Source organism: Campylobacter sp. CH186 (assembly GCF_004378925.1).
GTDB classification, from domain to species: Bacteria; Campylobacterota; Campylobacteria; order Campylobacterales; family Campylobacteraceae; genus Campylobacter_D; species Campylobacter_D jejuni.
Genome location: NZ_RYYB01000001.1, coordinates 534,477 through 554,125, shown reverse-complemented (window position 1 = coordinate 554,125; position 19,649 = coordinate 534,477). Strand labels below are relative to the sequence as shown.

Sequence of the window (19,649 nt, the reverse complement as noted above, 5' to 3'; positions counted from 1 at the left end):
GCTTTAAAGAAGTATAAACTAGATGATGATTATAGTTCTAAAGCTTATGTGAGCTTTGGGAAGTATTTTTGAGTTTTTAAAAAATTATTTTTGATTAAATATTTAATGCATATAATTTATATTGCCATAAAAGCTTTTAATGTTATAATTTAGTATTAAAAGCAAATGTCAAGGATAAAAATGCAAGAAAATTTACTCGAAAAACAATTTCTAAATCACCCTTTATATGCTAAAATACAAGAACTTAAAGCTCTCAATCTTGCTTGTAATTTTTCTTTAGATGATAGTGTAAATTTATCTACAAATTCTCAAGCCAAAGATGAAATCTTAGCTATAACAAAAGAACTCAAACCATGGAGAAAAGGTCCTTTTAAAATAGACAATCTTTTCATCGATACAGAATGGCAAAGTTTTATTAAATTCAACATTCTAAAGCCTTTCATGAACGAAATTTCTCAAAAATGCGTTGCTGATATAGGCTGTAATAATGGTTATTATATGTTTAAAATGCTTGAATTTAATCCTGTAAAACTCATAGGTTTTGATCCTTCTATCAAATACCGTTTGCAATTTGAACTCATTAATGCTTTAGCTAAAACTCCTATAAAATACGAACTTTTAGGTGTAGAGGATCTTCCAAGCTATGGATTGAAATTTGATGTGATTTTCTGTCTTGGCGTGATTTATCATAGAAGTGATCCTATAAAAATGCTAAAAGATTTAAAAGCAGGACTTAATAAAAATGGAGTTGTTTTTTTAGATACCATGTATATAGAAGATGAGAGAGAAATCGCTCTTGTACCTAATAAAACTTATTCTAAAATTCCAAATATTTATTTTGTGCCAAGCATTAGTGCATTAAAAAACTGGTGTGAAAGAGCAGGATTTAAAGAATTTGAAGTTTTGGCTACAAAAAAAACCGATGAAAACGAACAAAGAAAAACAGAATGGATAGACTCTTTTTCGCTGGAAAATTTCTTAGATCCAAAGGATAAAAATCTTACCATTGAAGGCTATGAAGCACCCAAAAGAGTTTATATACGCATTAAAATATAAATTCTTTTTATTTTTTGCCGATATTGAAATTTAGATATTTTGAAGTAGATAAGTAGAATTTAAAGGTTAGATATGGCAAAAAAAGATAATTTTGAAGAATATGCACAACTTGAAGAATACGCATCTGCAGAAGATATATCTCGCGTTAGAGCAGAATTACTTACTTGTCCTGAATTAAACACCTCGCTTACTGGAACCATTATCGAAATTGATAAAAACTATGCCAAATCAATTTTAATAACTACAAGCGAAATGGTAGCAGATGATCAAGGATTGATTTTTGATGCCTTTATTTTCGCTGCGGCAAACTATGTAGCACAAGCCTCTATCAATAAAGAATTTTCAGTGATTATTGGATCAAAATGTTTTTTTTATGCTCCGCTTAAATTAGGCGATGTTTTAGAACTTGAAGCTCATGCACTTTTTGACGACACCTCCAAAAAAAGAGATGTAAAAGTGGTTGGGCATGTTAAAGAAATTAAAATGTTTGAAGGAACGATACAAGTTGTTAGCACCGATGAGCATATATTTAAACTCAAGCGTCCGCCACTTAACACTGTTAAACCTACGGAAAATCAAGAACAAGATACCAAAATCAAAAATCCAGAAGCTGTAGCAGCTGCATTAATGGCCTCTGTGGGTGGAAAATAATCAAGGAGTCATTTTAATATCCACCCAATTTTTTGAGCAATCCTTATGATAAGTTCCGCTTCCATCATAATACTCTTTACAATCATCATAAAAACGATTTGAAATCCCTCTTTCATTTACAAAACATCCAGAAATTCCTAAAGCTAATAGTATCATTAAAGTATATTTTTTCATGTTTTTCCTTAGAATTTATTGTGTTTTCTCCATTTATAAGGCTCTATAGGATTACTCTCTTTCCAAAGACCTAAATGATTTTTCTTAGCATTTTCTTGTTCTTTGATATAAGCATTGCTATAGTAAGTATCAGCCCAAGCATAACCTTTACTTACTAAAAATCGATTAATATCAACATCATTAAGCTTTACAATAGCAACAATTCTACCATAAGTATCTTTATTTTTATAAATAATTTCAACTTGTTTACTACTTAAAATTCTACTTAAAGCTTCTTTTGATTGCTTCCCAAAACTTTGTTTAAGTTCTGGTGCATCTATACCAAAAAATCTTATTTTAGCGAGTTTGTTTTCATGATTAACTTCTATAGTATCTCCATCAATAATTCTAACTACTTTTCCTTCAAAACTAGAATTTTGGGCAATATAGTTCTGAATAAAAACAACTACAAGAGTGAAGATTAATACAGAAAAAAGTTTTTTTGGATCACTTAGCAATTTTCTTAAATTAAATAATTTTTTATAATTTATTCTCATTTTTTAATCATTTTGCCTTTAAATTTTAAAAAATATGCCATAATTTTATCAAAACAAAGGAGATAAAATGCAAAATGTTATAGAAAATTTTAAACAATTATGCAAAATTCCTCATTGCAGTTATGAAACAGAACAAATGAAAGAATTTTTAAGCTCTTATGCTAAAGATAAAGGCTTTAAAGTGAATATAGATAAAGCAGGAAATATCCATGCCATAAAAGGCAAACCAAAAATTTGCTTACAAAGCCATTATGATATGGTCTGTATGGGCGATGCACCAAACTTAGAAGTTTATGAAGAAAATGGCTTTTTAAGAGCCAAAAATTCAAGTCTTGGCGCAGATAATGGTATAGGTATAGCCATCATGATGAGTGCTATGGCTGAATTTGAAAATTTAGAGTGTCTTTTTACAAACGATGAAGAAGTAGGACTCATGGGAGTGAATTCACTCGAGCACACTTTAGAATCTAAAATGCTTTTAAATTTAGATCATGAAAGCGATGATGAGATCATGATAGGTTGTGCAGGTGGAGTAGATATAGAAGCTAGCTTGCCTTTTAATACCCTTACAAAAAAGGGTAAAATTTATGAACTTTGTGCACAAAATTTTAAAGGTGGACACTCAGGCATAAATATCATACGCAATGAAAAAAGTTCCATCAAAGAAATGGCTAAATTCATACAAGAAAATGAAGGAGAAATCATTTCTTTTGAAGGCGGAGAAAGAATCAATTCTATACCTAAACACGCCAAAGCTTTAGTGCATTTTAAAAATGAAGTAAAGAGTAATAACTGGATAAAATGCAAATTTAAAGAAGAAGGTGAATTTGAAATTTGCGATCAAAGTAAAAAACTTTTAAGCCTTATCAATTCTTTTACTCATGGAGTTAGAGCTTATGATGAAAATCTAGGTATAGTTCAAACAAGCATTAACCTAGCTACTTTAAGAATGCAAGATAAACAAATCAAATTCGCACTTTTTGCAAGATCTAATATACTTGATGGGCTTAAGCAAATAGAATTTGAAACTTTAGAATTTTTCAAAGCTTTTGATTTTAAAGTAAGAAGTTTTAATTTCTATCCGCCTTGGGAAGGCAAACCAAACGCACTTAGCGACATGGTTTTTAAAGCACTTAAAAAACTATCGCCTAATGCCAAAGTTTCAGCTATCCATGCAGGACTTGAGTGTGGTATTATAGAGAAAAAACAAGAGCTTTTATGTGCTTCTATAGGCCCAAATATCCATAATCCTCATTCAACTGATGAGCATTGTGAAATCGCTTCAGTTGAAAAAATATCTAAGGTTGTTTTTGAAGTTTTAAAAGACAATGCTTAATTCTTTAATCTTGCTTCTTGCAAAAACGCGTTTTAACAAAAACACACAAAGCAAGGAGCAAAATCCCACTATAGCAAGATAAATACCTAAATACTCTTTATAAAAAGCATTAACTACAAAAGGGGTTAAAAAGCCTAAAATCGCATAAGAAATATTATAAGCAAAACTAAGCCCACTAAATTTAAGCTCGCTTTTAAAAATTTGCGTCATAAAAACAGGCGCGAAAGTGATAATACCTTGTGCAAAACAAGCCAGTAAAAAATAAAATAAAAAATTCTCATCATAAAAACTAAAAAGCATACCAAAGATAATAAAAGCTATACTAAAAATAGAACAAATCCTATAGCTTCCCCATTTGCTTGCTAAAAAACCTTGAAATAAAGCTCCAAAAATCACCGCTAAGATAGCAAAATTTTGCACCCATAAAGCAGAAGTTTTACTCATAGCTAAAAGACTTTCAAAATACTTAGGTAAAATCATCAAAGTTGCCACACCGCTTGTTAAAACCATGGTCATTAAAAAACAAACAAGCATGCTCATTTTATGAGTTTTTAAAGCTTCAAACAATGGAAAATTTAAAATTTTCTTTTCATTTTGAACTTTTATAAATTCTGGAGTTTCGCTGAGTTTATTTCTTAAAAACAAAGCTAAAATTCCAAAAAATCCTCCTATGATAAAAGGAATTCTCCAAGCATAGCTTTGAACTTCTTCAGGGGTAAAATAAGATCTTATGCCTAAAGTGGCAATATTTCCTAGCAATAAACCTATGGTTAAAGTCGCTGAAATAAAACCAAGAGCTAAAGGAATTTGACGCCCTTTGACAAATTCGCTCACATAAATCCAAGCTCCGCTCACCTCGGTTCCAACGGCTAAACCTTGCAAAATACGAATAGTAAATAAAATCAAAGTAGCAAATATACCTATACTTTCATAACTTGGTAAAAAAGCTAAAGCAAAACTAGGCAAAACCATCAAAAGCATAGAAATATAAAAAATATTCTTTCTTCCATATCTATCAGCAAAATGTGCCATCACAATAGAACCAAAAGGACGCGCTAAATAAGCAGCACCAAAGGCTATATAAGCATTTATCTGCATCCAAAAAGCATCATTTTGCGGAAAGAATACCTTAGCAAAAATATCCAAAAAAAAGGCAAAAAGCACAAAATCATAAAATTCTAAAATTCCACCCAAAGAAGCATAAATAATATTTTTGTATTTTTTTTGCATATTTTATCCTAAATCAATATAAAGGGCAAAAAAGCCCTTTGTTAAATTTTTCCACCTTCAATCACTACATCATCAGCCTTAACATCATCTCCAAAATGAGCTTTTAAAGTTTCATCATAAGCCTTGTGAAAAAACTGCTCTTGGCCTAGTTTAATGATCAAATTATCGATAAATTCTTTAAGTTCTTTATCGCCTTTTTTAACTGCTGGTGCAATAACATCTTTATTACCTAGCTCTTTAATACCCATTTTAAAATCAGGATGATCTTTCACCCAAGCAAAAAGCAAGGTATTATCATGACTTAAAGCATCGCCTCTTTTATCCATCAAAGCGGCAAAAGTTTCGGTATTTTGATCATATTTTAAAGTTTTAATATTAGGATAATTTTGCGTAAAGTAAGCATCCGCTGTTGTGCCTTTGTTTAAAAGTAAAGTTTTATCTTTTAAATCTTCTACGCTAGTTATATTACTATCCTTTGGTACAGCTACACCTAAAGCCACTTTCATATAAGGCAAGCAAAAATCAACCTGCTCGGCTCTTTGTGGAGTTTGAGTAAAATTAGCCAAAATAATATCTACTTTATTTGATTTTAAAAACTCAACCCTATTTGCAGCTTCAACAAGAACAAATTGCACCTTATTTTCATCGCCAAAAAGTTCTTTTGCTATGCGTTTAGCTAAAGCTATATCATAGCCTTGATTGTTTCCTTTTTCATCCACATAACCAAAAGGTGGTTTATCGCCAAATACCCCAATCCTAACAACTCCATTTTGCTTGATCTTATCAAGAGAATTTAAAGTTTTAGAGTCAGAATTTCCTCCACAAGCAGCCAATACTACTGCAACAAAGGCCGTTAAAACACTTAGAAGTATTTTTTTCATACATTTCCTTTCTTTAAAAATAAGCTTAAAGCTATTGCAAAAATATATAATAATTGCAAGGTTAATTATACTTAAAATTATAAATAATGCATTTGAAACAAACTAAAAAGATTTTCCTATGTGTAAAAATGTAATTAATCTCACACTCTCTTTTAGCATTGTTTAAATTTTAAGTAAAAAAAGATATAATCTTTTTTTAAATTTTTAAGGAGAAAACTATGAAAAAAGGTATTTTTCTCTCTATTGGAATAGCTGTTTTGTTTTCAGCTTGCGGAAATTCCATAGATGAAAAAACAGTTAAAAAATATGAAAATCAACTAAATCAAACAGTTAAACAAGAAATTGCAAGCCTTTCTCAGGATTCTGGAATAAAGATTGAATTTTCTGATTTTAAATGCAATGCAGATGGTGATTTTATAGCGTGTTTAAGTCCAAATTTCAAAACTCTTGCAAAAGATAATAACGATGAGTATCAAGAACTATTTCAAGCAAAAAATATCAAAATTCGCTCAAATGAAATTTACAAAGGCAAAGCAAATACATCAATTAGCATTAAAGAATATTACAACGATCTTTTTAAAAACCAAAAAAGCATACAATCAAATTTGGTTTTTGAAGATTTTAAACTTGGAGAAAAAGTTGCTGGTGACATCAATGCAAGCTTATTTCAACAAGATCCAAAAATCAGCTCTTTTATCAATAAATTAAGCTCGGATTCTTACACTTTATCATTTGACAACTCTATCAACAAACAAGAAAACAATTATCTAGATAATCTTGATATAAAATTTTATAACGCAAAATTAAATTTCAATACAAATCTAAATATAAATCTAAAAGAAGATTTGCTTAATTACCTTGATTCTAAGGGTATAAAATTTAACACTCAAACTTTAGCTATGGATGAACAAGCTATCAATGAACTTCTTAATATAGCAAACTACGAACAAGCTTCAGATTTTAGTAATACAATCCAAAAATACATCATCTTAAATAATTTTAAAATTGATTCAACTCTTAAAACCGAAGGCGTATTTAGTAGCTATGTAGCAACTGCTAAGGAAAATTTACAAACCTTAAAAGCTCAAAGTCAAAATGAAGAACAAGCATTAATCTTTGATAAAGCTTTAGCTATTTTAAACAATATCACTCAAAATGATGATTATAAACTCAATCTTGATTTAAAATTTAAAAACATCCCTGTTAGTGACTATAGCGCACAGGGAATCGACAGCATCGAAAAACTAAGCATCAACAATCAAGACGCCACAGAAGCGTTAAAAATTATACTTCCATTTATCATGTTTTCTATGTTAATGGGCGGAGCGTCGTTTTAAATTTTAAAATGATAAAAACTTCAAAAACATTAAAAGCAAGATTAAATTCTTTGCTCTTAATGTTTCATAACATTAACAAAAAAGGCTAAAATGAAAATTTTATTCTCCCCTAGTGAAAGCAAAAATGAAAATTGCGTAAAAAATCCTATCAATGAAAACTCATTTATATTTAAAGAATTATTTCCTTATAGAATGGAAGCTTTAAAGCATTATGAAGAATTTATCAAAAACGCAAGTTTACAGAATTTACAAGAACTTTTTGGCATTAAAAATGAAAATGAAATTGATAAATTTAAACACGACTTAAAACAAGCTCCCACTCAAGGAGCTATATTGCTTTATACTGGGGTAAGTTATGAATATCTTAATTTTAAAGCTTTAGATAAAAAAAGTCAAGCTTATATTTTAGAAAATACTCTTATATTTTCTAATCTTTTTGGCGTTGTAAGAGCTAATGATACCCTACCCTTTTATAAATTCAAGCAAGGGGCTAAAATAGGAAATTTTGCCATAGAGAAATTTTATAAAGAACATTTTAGTAAAGCCTTAGATGAATACTTGGAAAATGAAGAAATACTTGACCTTAGAGCAGGATTTTATGATAAATTCTATACCCCAAAAAAGAAATTTTATACCTATAAATTTGTAAAAAATGGTAAAGTCATCAGTCATTTTGCTAAAGCTTATAGGGGAATTTTACTCTCCATAAGTGCAAAAAACCAAGTAAAAAACAATAAAGAGCTTTTAGCAAACCTTCCTTCAAACCTAAAACTCAAAGAAATTCAAATCAAAGGTTTAAAGGAAGAAATTGTGCTTGAAATTCTAGATTAGTTTTTATTTTAAGTATTTTAAAGCTAGCTTCGCATAATAACTTGCAGCCCTAGCTAAAAGCTTATCATTAAAAACATAACTAGAATTATGTAAATAAATGTCGTTTTCATTTTCTAAAAAAGCATAGGCACATTTTTTCATTTCGCAAAAAAATCCAAAATCCTCACTTGCCATTAAAGGACGATGATTAAATTCACAATTTTTTTCTCCAAATAATTCTTTTGCAACCTCACTAGCAAAATCCACAGCTTCATCGTTATTCATGGTCACTGGTGCAACAACATTTTTATTGATTTTAATCTCTATATCATTAGCCTGTGCAATACCTTTACAAATTTTATAAATTTTTTCTTCAGTTAGCTTTCTAGTTTCATTATCTAATGCTCTAACACTCATTTTAATCGTTGCAATATCTGGAATGATATTAAAAGCATGTCCTGCATTAAAAGCTCCTATGCTTACAACTGCTGAATTTTGGGGATCAACATTGCGAGATACTATACTTTGTAAAGCCACAACAAGCAAAGAAGCAGCATAAATAGGATCTTTTGCCTTTTCTGGAGCACTTCCATGACCACCCCTTCCAATAACTTCAATACTATAACCATCCGAAGAAGCCATCATCGCACCTTTTTTAAGATAAAATTTCTTATCGCTACCAAAAGGCATATTGTGCCATCCAAAAACATAATCACTATCAAATTTTTCAAACAATCCATCTTCTATCATTGCCTTAGCACCACCCAAACCCTCTTCAGCAGGTTGAAAATAAAGATTTAGAGTGCCATTAAAATTCTGACTTGCTAAATATTTTGCAGCAAGCAATAAAGAAGTAGTATGCCCATCATGACCGCAAGCATGCATTACATTTTCTTTTTTGCTTTTATAAGGCAAATTTGTGCATTCTTGTAAAGGCAAAGCATCCATATCTGCACGAAGTCCTATTTTTTTATCGCTATTTCCCTTTTTTAAAACCCCAACAACGCCTGTTTTTCCTATTTCTTCATAAACCTCATAACCAAATTCTTTTAATTTTTGTGCCACTAATTTTGCAGTACATAATTCATCAAAACCAAGCTCAGGATTTTCATGAATTTGATGACGAATTTTTTCAAATTCGCCTTGTAAGTCTAGTATTTCTGGAATTAAATTCATTCTATTTTTCTCCTTGTATAAAATTTTCTCTTCTAGGTAAAACAAATTGTGCTAAGATCGCTGAAATAAAAATCAAAACAAAAATATAAACAAAACCCAAAGTAAAACTATGGGTTTTATCAACACTCCAAGATACTACCCATAGATTAAATGATAGTATAACAAAGGTAATACTCCAAAAAGCACTCATAATATAAGCAGTTTGATTTGGATTGGAATTTTTTAATTCTGAAGGTAGATTAAAGAAAAATGGAAACCACATAGAATAAAAAATACCCGATAACACAGCAAAAATCTGTATCAATACTAAATTTTGTAAAAACAACATACAAAATCCGCATATAAAAATACACGCTCCTCCAGACAATAGCATTATTTTAAAAGAAATATTTTTTCTTTTAAAAAATAATCCAAGATAAGGACCAAAAATAATAGCAAAATTAGCCAAGGCTGGAATTTCTTTTTTAGCAAAATCAGCTAATTCTTTACTAAAACCTGCATATTGTGCATAAAAAGTTGGTAAAAAAGTAAAAAGAGAATTTAAAAATAAAATAGGTCCTATGTAAAAAATAATCATACCCCAAGCAACACGAGATTTTAAAGCATAAATAAGATCTTTTGCATTATTCTTTTTTCTTCTTTTTTATTCTCATCTTTACCTATAAAAAGCCACAAAATCAATAAAATCAAATTAATCCAAGCATAAAATGATAAAGAATCTCTCCAATTTCCAAAATAATTTGAGATGCTTTCAGCTAAAACAAGTCCTAGGGTAATGCCTACTAAATTTGAAGCTATGTTAAAACTAATTACAAAATGTAAAGCTTTTTTTCAAACCATTGCTGTGCAATAGGCACTAAGCAAACTAAAGCACAAGCTGAACCAAGCCCTGTTAAAAATCTTATAACCAAAATACCGCTATAACTATCTACAAAACTTAAAAATATACCCGAACTCATTAAAATACAGCCTAAAAAATATCCCTTTTTTAATCCGAATTTATAAACTAAAAAAGCAGTAAATGAAGCACCAAAAATTTTCGCAACTACTATCATGCTAGTGATTAAAGTAGCTTGCTGAGTATTTAGAGCAAGATCATTTGAAATCAAAGGCATTAAAGATCCTGTCGCTGCCCAAGAGATACTAAAAACAGCATAAACACTAAAAATTATAAATTCAACTCCAATGCGTCTAAAATGAAATAAAAGTGATTTTTCCATATTAAAATCCTTTTAGATATTTATTAAAATATAACATAAAAAAATAAGATATTTATTATCTTTAATTATTTTTTTAATTTAATTATTTTTTTATATATTTTTTTGTTACTTTTTGAAAATTTATATATAAGTTTAAAGATAAAAAAACTAAAATACAAAATAAAAAACCCGTAAAAGTTTTTTGAAGTATTTAAATGATATATTTCAAAATCTAGTTTTAAAAAGGAAAAATATGGAATTTTTAGCATTTATTTTTTTGATTATTATATTTTTATTTGTAGTCTTTATCATCGTTACTCGCTATGAAAAAAAGATAAAATTACTCAACCAAAACATACAAAACATGAAAGAAGATATAGCCGATCTTAAAGAAACAACTCAAAAAAATCGCTCTTTAATTGAAAAAAATCGCTCTAATATAGAAAATATAATAAAATAAAACTAAGAAAGATTTGTGATAAGCTTATAGCGTTTTTTCTGATTTATCATTAAAGTAAAAATTTTTTCACTTGAATTTTCACTTTTATTTTTATAAATCATACTTTTTAAAAACGGAAAAAGCATCGTACTAGAAGTTTTACCTTGTAAAATAATATGCATAGAGCCTTTTAAAATTCCGTACTTATAACTCATACCGCTTGGAAATATATCAAGATTAAAGCTTAAACTATCTTCATTACTATCATAATTTAAAATTTCAATTTTAACAAAGCTAATTTCTTGATCTTCTTGAGATAAATTTTTAAAAATTTCAAGTTTTTCGTGTTTTTTGATAGTAACAACTTCTTGCTTACTTTCTTTAAAATCAGAAAGAAAATTTTCATTTTTAAAAATTCTTGAAAAAAATTTTAAATTTTTAAATTGTATACTTGTTTGTTTTGTGTTTTCATGTATTATTTTTTCGGATTTTAAGATGTTGTGTTCTATATCATCTTCTTGGTTTTGATTATCTTTGTTTGATTTCATGTCAAAATCTTCAACGATAATCATATCTTCACTATTACAAATATTAAAATGTTTTACAATTTCTTCAAAAGTAAAACTGTCATCACTAAATTCCAAAAGATCTACATTTGAAGTGATAAAATCAACACCATCTCGTTCTTCAATCTTATCTTTAATCACAAAAGCATCAACACAAAAGCACGATCTTTGAATTTCGTATTCAGAACTTTTGCCTTTAAATACTATCTTCATCATCACAAAGCTTTTGCTATAAGTTCTAAAGGACTAGCAAAAACAACCTTGCTTGAATTTTGTTCTAATGCATTTGAAATTTGCATTCTGCAAGCTGAACACTCGGCGCTTACCACACTAGCCTTAATTTCATCGATCATTTGTGCTTTTTTAAGCCCTACACTTAAAGCTCTATCATAATAATCCGTTTGCATACTCACTCCACCAAAACCGCAACAAGCATTAGAATTACTCATTTCTACAAAATGATAATTTGTTTTTAAAAGTTCTCTTGGCTCTTTAAAAACCCCTTGCATTTTTCTTGCATGGCAAGGATCGTGATAAGTAATGCTATAATTAAATTTATTTTTTGTTTTTAAAATTTCTTCCAAAGAAGTAAATTTATAAAAATACTCGCTAGCCATATATATCTTAGATGACACACATTTTGCGCGTTTTGCCCAGTCTAAATCATTTTGCATTATAAAAAAATGTTCATAATCTATCTTTAACATAGCCGAACAAGTGGCCTCAGGAACTATAATAGCATCTAATTTTTCTAATTTTTTTTCAAAATACTCAATATTTTTTTTAGCCAAAACTTCAACACTTTTAAAATCACCCGTAAAAAATTGCGGCGCTCCACAACACACTTGTTCTTTCATCAAATCCACATTGATTTTTAATTCCTTAGCGATTTTAAGCACTGCATTAGCCGTATCTATGTAAAAATAATTCGCCAAACAACCTACAAAAAAACCTATTGTTTTTTCTCCATCATTATTGATAAATTTTGGATTAGAATTTAAGAAACTTTTTTTATTAAAACTTGTAAGCAATCTTCCCTTTTTAACAAAAGGCATGGAAAATCTTGCCTTCATACCTGTATTTTCATTCTCATTTTGAATTTTAAACGCACAACTTTGAAACACATAGCCAAGCTTAGCTACCAAATCTAAAATTTTGCGTCTTCTTAAAAAGAAAAAAATAAGTTTTTTATACCAAGCTATACCAAATTTTTTAGCTATATCATAACGAACTTCTTCTATGGCATTATCTACTCTTAATTTACTTGGACATACTTCAACACAATTGGTGCATAAAAAACAAGATTCAAAAACTTTCTTAGCTTCTTTATCAAGTTCTAGACTTCCCTCTTTATAAGCAGCTAAAAGATCTAAAAATCCTCTTGGACTAGTAATTTCATCGCGATTTTCTTCATGTATAGTACAAACAGGTATACATTTGCCACATTTAACACAAGCATCACTTATTTGACTAAATTTCATCTTACACCGTTTTTGAGAATACTTTTTTATCTTCACTAATGTTTTTCATATAAGCATCAAAACACATGGCAATATTTCTTATAAGCAAAACGCCTGTTTCATTGACTTTGATAAAATTTTCATCAAAATTAATAAAATCTTTGTATTCTTCTAAAGCTTTTAAATCCTCTTTAAAATACTCCTGAAAATCAATGCAAAATTCTTTTTCTATTGACTTGATATCAAGCTTAAAATTTGCCATTAACTCCATAATCACTGCTTTTCTAAGTTCATCATCATCGCTTAAAGCTACGCCTCTTTCAAAAGGCAAAACTCCTCTATCTAATGCAGCTTCATAACTTGACATATCTTTAAAATTTTGTGCATAATGTCTTTGTCCTTCACCTATACTTGTAAGCCCGACACCGACTAAATCAGCACCGCCTTTAGTAGTATAACCTTGGAAATTTCTATGCAAAGTTCCATTTTCTAAAGCTTTAAAAAGCTCATCATTTTCTTTTGCAAAATGATCCATTCCTATCATTTTATAGCCATTTTTGCTTAAAAATTTCTCACAAAATTCTAAAATTTCAAGCTTAACATCAGGACTTGGCAGGGTATTTTCATCAAATTTTCTCATATTTTTCTTAAGCCAAGGCACATGAGCGTAATTAAAAATCGCCAAACGATCAGGGTTTAAAAGCATAACTTTTTCTAAAGTTTGTGTAAAGCTTTGCAAATTTTGATAAGGCAAACCATAAATTAAGTCCATATTTACAGACTTTATCCCTTTGCTTCTTACAAGATTTAAAGCATTTTGTGTTAATTCAAAAGGCTGGATGCGATGAATTTCTTTTTGAACTTTTTCATCAAAATCCTGCACTCCAAAGCTGATACGATTAAAGCCATTTTGTGTTAAAACTGTGGCTTGTTCGTCATTTAAAAAACGCGGATCGATCTCACAGCTAATCTCTGCATCTTTAGAAAAATTTCTAAAAATAGATCTGATTTTTAAAATCAAATTTTGAAGTTGTTTAGCACTAAAAAAAGTTGGAGTTCCGCCCCCAAAGTGCATTTGCACCACTTCACGCTTGGTATCCAAAATGGTACTTAAAATATCAAGCTCTTTAAAAATATAAGTTAAATACCTTTCTTTACTCTCTTCTTTGGCTGTATAAATAACATTGCAACCACAAAAATAACAGGCACTCCTACAAAAAGGTAAATGAAAATAAAGCGATAAAGATCTATCTTGCTTTTTTAAAATTTCTATATATTCTTCGTATTTGAAATTTGCATTAAACTCTACTGCTGTAGGATAAGAAGTGTAGCGTGGTCCTGCTTTAGAGTATCTTACAAAAGCTTTATAATCTCTCATTTTGATTTACCCTTTCTATCATCGCTTGCATATCTACAAATAAATTTGGATGTTCTTGTTTGATTTTAGAAATTAATTTTTCAAGATCAATACTAACTTCCATGGTGCCATTTTGTGCCTTTTGCTTGATCTCATCCATAGCAACCGTCCAAACATCGTTAAAATCTACAGGAATTTGTTGATAAATCGCCTTTTCTAAACGCAATTCAAAATTCTCTTTTTGACTTTGTTTTAAACTTTCAAGTATATTCTTAAGACTTTGTAAAGAAAGTAAAGTGTGAATTTCATCGTTTTCATCGATCACAAACCAAGGCTCAGGAGAATCAAAACTTCCATTTTCAAGAACTAAACATTTTTCGTTTTCATTCTCGCTTTGCTTCATTTTAAAAATCGTTCTATCTTTTTTCTTTATTCCTAGATTTTGACTAAATTCATCAATGCGTTTTAAGCAAGTGCTATACTTTTCTAGCTCTTTCATTCTCTTCCTCTCTGATTATCCAAAAAGCAAAGCAAGGCTTTTACCACATAAAGGCGATTTCTTGCTTCTTTAAAAATCACATCTGCATGTTTTTCAAAAATTTCTTCACTCACTTCATAACCCCTATAAGCAGGCAAACAATGAAGCAATATCGCGTCTTTATTGGCAACACTCATAGCCTTTTCATCAATCATAAATCCTTCAAATTCTTTAATCTTGCGTTCTTTTTCATTCTCTTCACCCATAGAAACCCAAGTATCGGTAATGACTACATCTTTATCCTTTAAGGCTTCAAATTTATCATGACTTAAGGAAATTTTAGCTCCTGAAATCAAAGCCTGTTTCATAGCAAATTCCCAAATTTCAGGGCTAATTTTATAGTTTTTTGGTATAGCTATACTAAATTCAAAGCCCAAAATCGCAGCCGTAATAAGCCAAGAATTGCACATATTGTTACTATCTCCGATAAAAGCAACTTTTGCTATACCATTTTGCATTTTATTCCATTCTTTAATAGTAAGCAAATCTCCTAAAACCTGAGTAGGGTGATAAAGTTCGCTTAAAGCATTGATCACAGGGGCTTTAGAATATCTTGCAAATTCGAGTAAAGTTTCATGTTTATTGACTCTCATCATCACAAAATCAACCATCGCCCCTATCACCCTAGCTGTATCCTTTACAGGCTCGCCACGACTAAGTTGTAAATCATTGCTGCTTAAAAATAAAGCCTTTCCGCCAAGCTCTGTTATGGCTAATTCAAAGGCCATTCTTGTTCTTGTAGAATTTTTCTCAAAAATCATCGCTAAAGTTTTATCTTGTAAAAGTTTTTTAGGCTCTTTTTTAAGCTCGCTAGCATGATTTACAAGGCTTAAAATTTCCTCCTTAGAAAAATCTCTTAAAGTTAAAAAATGTTTCATTTTTCTCCTTTTAACATTTTAGCTAATTCTTTGGCATGATAAGTGGTGATAAGCTTTGCTCCTGCTCTTTTAAAAGCTATCATAGTTTCATACAAAACTTTTTCATAATCAATCACTCCTGCATTTTTAGCTGCCTTTAACATAGCATACTCTCCGCTTACATTATAAACACACAAAGGCAAGTTAGAATGAAGGGATATTTCTTTAACCACATCAAGATAAGCAAGAGCGGGTTTTACCATCAAAATATCGGCTCCTTGTGCTTCATCTTCTAAGCTTTCTTCTAAAGCTTCTCTACCATTAGCAAAATCCATTTGATAGCTTTTTCTATCTCCATAACTTGGAGCTGATTCTGCCACATCTCGAAATGGCCCATAATAACTTGAAGCAAATTTAGTAGAATACGCCATTATAGGCAAATTTTCAAAACCTTCTTTATCCAAAGCTTCACGCAAAGTAGTGATAATACCATCCATCATTCCACTAGGTGCTATCATATCTACCCCTGCTCTTGCGTGAACTAAGGCTTGTTTGGCTGAAATTTCTAAAGTGGCATCATTATCTACACTTTTTGTTTTTGGATCGATAATCCCACAATGCCCGTGATCTGTGTATTCACAAAAACAAAGATCGCTGATTATAAAAAGATCTGGAAAATTTTTCTTAATCTCTCTTATACTTCTTGCAACAAGCCCTTCATCATCTAAAGCATCGCTTCCACAGCTATCTTTTTTCTCATTTTCCAAAACGCCAAAAAGTATAATGGCTTTAATGCCTAAATTGACTACATTTTGACACTCTTTTAAAATTTCATCTAAACTCATTTGAAACACATCAGGCATAGAAGAAATTTCTTTTTTTATCCCCGTTCCATTAACCACAAAAAGCGGATAAATCAAATCATTTACACTTAAAGAATTTTCTCTTACCATGGCTCTTAAGTTTTCATTAAGCCTTAATCTTCTAAATCTTTTAAACATTTTTTTGTCCTTTTTTTGCTAAAATCTTAACATAAATTTGATTATAGAGGGTAGTAAATGAAAATAAAAATTTCAGAAATTGCGAATTTACCTAGCAAATGGGGAAATTTCCAAATACAAAGTTTCAAAGAAAATGATAAAGAACATTTATGTATATTTAAAAATACTCCAAAAGACACACTCAATCTAAGAATTCATTCAGAGTGCTTAACAGGAGATGCTTTAGGAAGTTTAAAATGCGACTGCGGAGAACAGCTTGAATTTTCGCTAAAATATATAGAAAAGAATGGCGGAATGGTGATTTATCTTAGACAAGAAGGAAGGGGTATAGGGCTTTTTAATAAGGTTAATGCTTATGCTTTGCAAGATAAAGGTTTTGATACGATTAAAGCAAATCATCAGCTTGGCTTTAAAGCCGATGAGAGAACTTATGAAATTGTAGAATTTATACTCAAAAACTATGAAATTTCTAAGGTTAATTTACTCACAAATAACCCTGAAAAGCTAGATTCTATCAAAGAAAAAATCATCACACGCATACCGATTTTAATAGAACCTAATCGTTTTAATGCAGAATATCTAAACATAAAACAAACTCAAATGGGGCATCTTAAATAAATGATTTTTAAAGATTACGACTTTTTACAAAACCATGATTTAAAAAACTTTGAAGAAAAAATAAAAATTTATAAAGAATTATTATCTAAATTTAACCGCATTCACAATCTTACTCATTTAAAAAATATAGATGAAAATATCTTTGATAGTATTAAAATTTTAGATTTTTATGATTTCTCTAAAGCAAAAAATATTGCCGATATAGGAAGTGGCGCAGGATTTCCAGCTGTATTTTTAGCTTTTTTACTGCAAAGCAATTTTCATCTTTTCGAACCCAATCCCAAAAAAGCTGCCTTTTTGCGGACACTAAAAATAGAATGTGAGCTTTCAAATTTACATATTTACAAAGAAAAAATTCAAGAATGCAAAAATACCTTTAAAGCTGATATCATCACCTCAAGAGCCTTGATGGATGTTAAACCCTTGCTTGAAATTTGCAAAAATCTAAAAGATAACAATACGGTTTTTATTTTATGGAAAGGTAGCGAAATTTATCAAGAACTTGAAAATATAAAAGATTATGAAATTTTTGAAAATGATTTAAGAAAATATTGTATTTTAAAGTAGCCCTAAGGCTACTTTTTATTCTGCTAAGTCAGCGTTAAAACTGATATCAACCAAAGGCCAAGAAATTCCGCCATGTCCTGGAGCAGCATCGCTTAATGCTTTTAATGCTTTAGAGCCATTTTTAAAAGTATGCAAGTCAAGTTGTCCTTTAGCTTCAAATTTATTATCTTTGATGGTATAAGTTAAAGGCACAATAGTACTTTTTTTATCCATAGTAATTTTTGCTGAAATAACACCTTTATTTTCACCCGCAATCACATCTTGAAAAACAACTTTAATATCTGTATCTCCCAATAAAGCAGGGAAAAATACTTTTGTGATATTATTGGTTATAATATCATTGCCTTCACCCATAAAAGCATTACTTGGCTTTATGGTAGCTTTAGCGCCTTTAAGATAACTTGCCAAATCCTTTGTATTTTTAGAAAATTTATATTCTACATTTTTAAATTCACCTTTTGTTCCTATCATATCTTTAGTTTTATATCCCTCAAAAGAAACCTTTAAACCATCTTCTTTAAAAGATACAGCACTTAAAGCCGAAGCCAATAAGCAAGAGCTTAAAACACTTACAAGAATTTTTTTCATCTTTATTCCTTTTTTTAATAAATTTAATTAACGAGTTAAATTATATTCTTAGTTAGTTAATAAAATAAAATTTTCTAAAAAGTAATTTTTATTACCAAAGCATACCTTTAAAAGCTAAGGTTAAAAAATATCCTCCAAAAATCAAAACAAGTCCCAAAACAAAAGCCAAGCCAAACACTCTAGAGCCACTTTTTAAAAATTTTTTAAAGTCAATTTGCAAGCCTAAAGCTGCCATAGCAAAAACGATACATAAAGTACAAAGTGTTTTACCTAAAGAGATAATATCACTCGTAGCAATACCTAAAATACTTTCTTTACTTGCTAGATATGTATTTAAAACTATCATACCTAAAAATGCGAATGCAAAATAAGGTATAGTGATACTTTTTGCAGTTTTTCCACTGCTTGAATGCTGATTTTTAGCGAAAAAATAAGTCACTATAAGCAAAAAAGGCACAAGTAAAATCACTCTCATCATTTTTATAATCACTGCAACATTAGAAGCTCCTTGCTCAAATCCTGCCATATCCTTTGCCATTTCAGCAGCACCTGCGACATTTGCCACCTCATGCAAAGTAGCTCCCATAAAAACACCCATAGCATTTTGATCAAAAAAAGGAAAAAGATTTAAAGAAAAAGCTATGGGATACAAAAACATAAACACAAGTCCAAAAATCACCACCGTACCTACAGCTAAAATTCCCTTAAAAGGATCACTTTTCAAACTTGACTCTAGTGCTAAAACCGCTGCCGCACCGCAAATCGCACTTCCGGCTCCAACAAGCATAGAAGTTTCTTTATCGAGTTTAAAAATTTTCACTCCTATAAATAAAGCAATCATAAAAACAAAAAATATCACTATAGCAGAAAGCAAAAACCCTTTCAACCCTACACTTAAAAGCTCAGTTAAAGTGATATTAAAACCATATAAAACAATACCGAGTCTTAAAAGCTTTTTCGCACTAAAATGCACTCCAGCTTGAAAATGATGTTGGTATTTAAAAAACCAAGGAGAAAGCAATACTCCTATGATGATAGCAAAGGCAGTCGCTGCTAAATGGGTAGTATCTTTGATACTTTGAACACTAGAAAGATACATAGCAAAAATCACTATACAAGCAGTAAAAAGCAAACCCTTAAAATTTGATCGCACTATAGCCACGCTATGTGCTAAAAAACTTGTTTTCATTTATTTTCCTTTTTTTGTAAATTTTGTGTTATTATATTTTTTTTATTAAAATTATAAAAATATATTATTTTAATTTTTATAAT

23 protein-coding genes are annotated in these 19,649 nt (G+C 29.8%); 8 read left to right on the top strand and 15 right to left on the bottom strand.

Translation table 11 applies throughout. The features are described 5' to 3' along the window. The first annotated feature begins 165 nt into the window (after positions 1–165). Entirely contained in the window at positions 166–1,056 is an 891-nt protein-coding gene (cmoB, locus tag ELQ09_RS02765) for a tRNA 5-methoxyuridine(34)/uridine 5-oxyacetic acid(34) synthase CmoB (protein ID WP_079862153.1), read from the top strand. 72 nt (positions 1,057–1,128) lie between these two features. Further along, positions 1,129–1,707, top strand: coding sequence for a hypothetical protein (locus ELQ09_RS02760; protein WP_070317136.1), 579 nt, complete (start codon positions 1,129–1,131; stop codon positions 1,705–1,707). Here the strand turns inward: ELQ09_RS02760 and ELQ09_RS02755 are convergent, their stop codons facing one another. Continuing rightward, positions 1,708–1,881, bottom strand: a complete 174-nt coding sequence (locus ELQ09_RS02755) for a hypothetical protein (protein ID WP_134224639.1) — start codon at positions 1,879–1,881, stop codon at positions 1,708–1,710. It lies immediately after the preceding gene. Positions 1,882–1,889: 8 nt separating this feature from the next. Further along, a complete protein-coding gene (locus ELQ09_RS02750; RefSeq protein WP_134224638.1) occupies positions 1,890–2,417 on the bottom strand; it encodes a thermonuclease family protein in 528 nt (175 codons plus the stop codon). A gap of 67 nt (positions 2,418–2,484) precedes the next feature. Between ELQ09_RS02750 and ELQ09_RS02745 the strand changes: the two genes are divergently transcribed. After that, complete coding sequence (locus ELQ09_RS02745; RefSeq protein ID WP_070317134.1) at positions 2,485–3,753, top strand: M20/M25/M40 family metallo-hydrolase; 1,269 nt, start codon at positions 2,485–2,487, stop codon at positions 3,751–3,753. On the opposite strand, the gene ELQ09_RS02740 is transcribed toward ELQ09_RS02745, so the two are convergent. Next, the gene (locus tag ELQ09_RS02740) at positions 3,736–4,983 is read right to left on the bottom strand and encodes an MFS transporter (RefSeq protein WP_070317133.1); all 1,248 of its coding nucleotides are present in this window, start codon (positions 4,981–4,983) and stop codon (positions 3,736–3,738) included. The genes ELQ09_RS02745 and ELQ09_RS02740 overlap by 18 nt on opposite strands. A gap of 41 nt (positions 4,984–5,024) precedes the next feature. Further along, a complete protein-coding gene (locus ELQ09_RS02735; protein WP_002853956.1) occupies positions 5,025–5,864 on the bottom strand; it encodes a cysteine ABC transporter substrate-binding protein in 840 nt (279 codons plus the stop codon). 218 nt (positions 5,865–6,082) lie between these two features. On the opposite strand from ELQ09_RS02735, the gene jlpA reads away from it, so the two are divergent. Together jlpA and ELQ09_RS02725 are read left to right on the top strand one after the other, a co-directional pair. Continuing rightward, positions 6,083–7,201 carry a lipoprotein adhesin JlpA gene (gene jlpA / locus ELQ09_RS02730; protein WP_088303944.1) on the top strand — a complete coding sequence of 373 codons (1,119 nt, stop codon included), beginning with the start codon at positions 6,083–6,085 and terminating at the stop codon, positions 7,199–7,201. A 90-nt stretch (positions 7,202–7,291) separates the two neighbouring features. After that, positions 7,292–8,032 carry a YaaA family protein gene (locus ELQ09_RS02725; RefSeq protein ID WP_070317130.1) on the top strand — a complete coding sequence of 247 codons (741 nt, stop codon included), beginning with the start codon at positions 7,292–7,294 and terminating at the stop codon, positions 8,030–8,032. Positions 8,033–8,035: 3 nt separating this feature from the next. Here the strand turns inward: ELQ09_RS02725 and ELQ09_RS02720 are convergent, their stop codons facing one another. The 3 genes from ELQ09_RS02720 to ELQ09_RS08290 all read right to left on the bottom strand — a co-directional run bounded on the left by ELQ09_RS02720 (position 8,036) and on the right by ELQ09_RS08290 (position 10,407). Further along, positions 8,036–9,187 (bottom strand): M20 aminoacylase family protein, encoded by a 1,152-nt coding sequence (locus ELQ09_RS02720; protein ID WP_096702679.1) that lies wholly within the window; start codon positions 9,185–9,187, stop codon positions 8,036–8,038. A 1-nt stretch (position 9,188) separates the two neighbouring features. Continuing rightward, positions 9,189–9,764 carry a hypothetical protein gene (locus tag ELQ09_RS08295; RefSeq protein ID WP_208357096.1) on the bottom strand — a complete coding sequence of 192 codons (576 nt, stop codon included), beginning with the start codon at positions 9,762–9,764 and terminating at the stop codon, positions 9,189–9,191. A 232-nt stretch (positions 9,765–9,996) separates the two neighbouring features. Continuing rightward, a complete protein-coding gene (locus ELQ09_RS08290; RefSeq protein ID WP_079862151.1) occupies positions 9,997–10,407 on the bottom strand; it encodes an MFS transporter in 411 nt (136 codons plus the stop codon). A 232-nt stretch (positions 10,408–10,639) separates the two neighbouring features. Between ELQ09_RS08290 and ELQ09_RS02705 the strand changes: the two genes are divergently transcribed. Beyond that, positions 10,640–10,846 carry a membrane protein gene (locus ELQ09_RS02705; protein WP_002853356.1) on the top strand — a complete coding sequence of 69 codons (207 nt, stop codon included), beginning with the start codon at positions 10,640–10,642 and terminating at the stop codon, positions 10,844–10,846. Between the two features lie 2 nt (positions 10,847–10,848). On the opposite strand, the gene ELQ09_RS02700 is transcribed toward ELQ09_RS02705, so the two are convergent. From ELQ09_RS02700 to hemB, 6 genes are read right to left on the bottom strand one after another with little or no spacing between them, the layout of a single operon-like run. Beyond that, complete coding sequence (locus tag ELQ09_RS02700; RefSeq protein WP_079862150.1) at positions 10,849–11,610, bottom strand: DUF5416 family protein; 762 nt, start codon at positions 11,608–11,610, stop codon at positions 10,849–10,851. Beyond that, positions 11,607–12,872, bottom strand: coding sequence for a (Fe-S)-binding protein (locus ELQ09_RS02695; RefSeq protein ID WP_134224636.1), 1,266 nt, complete (start codon positions 12,870–12,872; stop codon positions 11,607–11,609). The genes ELQ09_RS02700 and ELQ09_RS02695 overlap by 4 nt, the downstream gene beginning before the upstream one ends. A 1-nt stretch (position 12,873) precedes the next feature. Beyond that, a complete protein-coding gene (hemN, locus tag ELQ09_RS02690) occupies positions 12,874–14,229 on the bottom strand; it encodes an oxygen-independent coproporphyrinogen III oxidase (protein WP_070317126.1) in 1,356 nt (451 codons plus the stop codon). Next, positions 14,216–14,707: a DUF2603 domain-containing protein gene (locus tag ELQ09_RS02685; RefSeq protein ID WP_002853412.1), complete on the bottom strand. Its 492-nt coding sequence runs from the start codon at positions 14,705–14,707 to the stop codon at positions 14,216–14,218. Before ELQ09_RS02685 ends, hemN begins: the two co-directional genes overlap by 14 nt. Next, entirely contained in the window at positions 14,704–15,624 is a 921-nt protein-coding gene (gene argF / locus ELQ09_RS02680; RefSeq protein WP_088303527.1) for an ornithine carbamoyltransferase, read from the bottom strand. Before argF ends, ELQ09_RS02685 begins: the two co-directional genes overlap by 4 nt. Further along, on the bottom strand, positions 15,621–16,604 hold the full coding sequence (hemB, locus tag ELQ09_RS02675; RefSeq protein WP_070317124.1) for a porphobilinogen synthase: 984 nt from the start codon (positions 16,602–16,604) through the stop codon (positions 15,621–15,623). Before hemB ends, argF begins: the two co-directional genes overlap by 4 nt. Before the next feature lie 57 nt (positions 16,605–16,661). On the opposite strand from hemB, the gene ribA reads away from it, so the two are divergent. Next, on the top strand, positions 16,662–17,222 hold the full coding sequence (gene ribA / locus ELQ09_RS02670) for a GTP cyclohydrolase II (protein ID WP_070317123.1): 561 nt from the start codon (positions 16,662–16,664) through the stop codon (positions 17,220–17,222). Beyond that, on the top strand, positions 17,223–17,789 hold the full coding sequence (gene rsmG, locus ELQ09_RS02665; protein ID WP_070317122.1) for a 16S rRNA (guanine(527)-N(7))-methyltransferase RsmG: 567 nt from the start codon (positions 17,223–17,225) through the stop codon (positions 17,787–17,789). A 15-nt stretch (positions 17,790–17,804) separates the two neighbouring features. Here rsmG and ELQ09_RS02660 read toward each other — a convergent pair whose 3' ends face one another. Together ELQ09_RS02660 and ELQ09_RS02655 are read right to left on the bottom strand one after the other, a co-directional pair. Continuing rightward, positions 17,805–18,377, bottom strand: a complete 573-nt coding sequence (locus ELQ09_RS02660; RefSeq protein ID WP_070317121.1) for a hypothetical protein — start codon at positions 18,375–18,377, stop codon at positions 17,805–17,807. Between the two features lie 91 nt (positions 18,378–18,468). Beyond that, positions 18,469–19,566: a YeiH family protein gene (locus ELQ09_RS02655; protein WP_038817288.1), complete on the bottom strand. Its 1,098-nt coding sequence runs from the start codon at positions 19,564–19,566 to the stop codon at positions 18,469–18,471. Positions 19,567–19,649: the final 83 nt, after the last annotated feature.